Origin of the sequence: Clostridium sp. K04 (assembly GCF_019734375.1) — a bacterium.
Taxonomy (GTDB): Bacteria; Bacillota; Clostridia; order Clostridiales; family Clostridiaceae; genus Clostridium; species Clostridium saudiense.
Window position 1 is genome coordinate 1 of record NZ_JAASHD010000095.1, and the last position, 584, is coordinate 584.

The 584-nt window shown below is 28.6% G+C and carries 1 protein-coding gene; it reads right to left on the minus strand.

What is annotated here, in order from left to right; all coding sequences use genetic code 11:
• Positions 1-527: transposase (locus HCG70_RS17280; protein ID WP_221698085.1), on the minus strand; the 527-nt coding region annotated here is incomplete at its 3' end.
• Between the last annotated feature and the right edge of the window lie 57 nt (positions 528-584).

Sequence of the window (584 nt, forward strand, 5' to 3'; positions counted from 1 at the left end):
GTTAATAGTTTAGCCATATTTTTTGTAATAGCTTTCTTCCAAACAAAAGTATATTTATTAGCACAAGCTTCTATTTTAGTACCATCAATAAATATAGATTCACCTGATATTTCCCCAATTTTATAAAGAAAATTGGTTACTTCTGTTAAGATTTTTTCAGCACATGGAGCAAAATGTAAACTTCTAAACCTTGCAAATGTTGAATGATCCGGAGGCGAAGCACCCTCTAGTAGAAACATAAAATTGATATCTCTTCGACATGCAGTTTCTATATCTCTTGAAGAATAAAGTCCATTCATATATCCATAAAGCATAATTTTCAGCATATTCATTGGCGGTACTTGATTTTCTCTTATTCTAAAATAAGTAGAATATAGTCTAGTTAAATCCATCTCCTCTACAAACTGACTTAGTAATCTCACCGAATCATTTTCTGGAATTATGCAATCTATATCAAAAGGAAGTTTTAATTGATAAAACTTTCGATTTAAAGTATAATTTTGTTGTAAGATTTTTTTTGTTAGCATGAAAAATATTTTACCATAAATCCTAGGCTTATAGAGTCTGGGATTTATTTTTTTTTT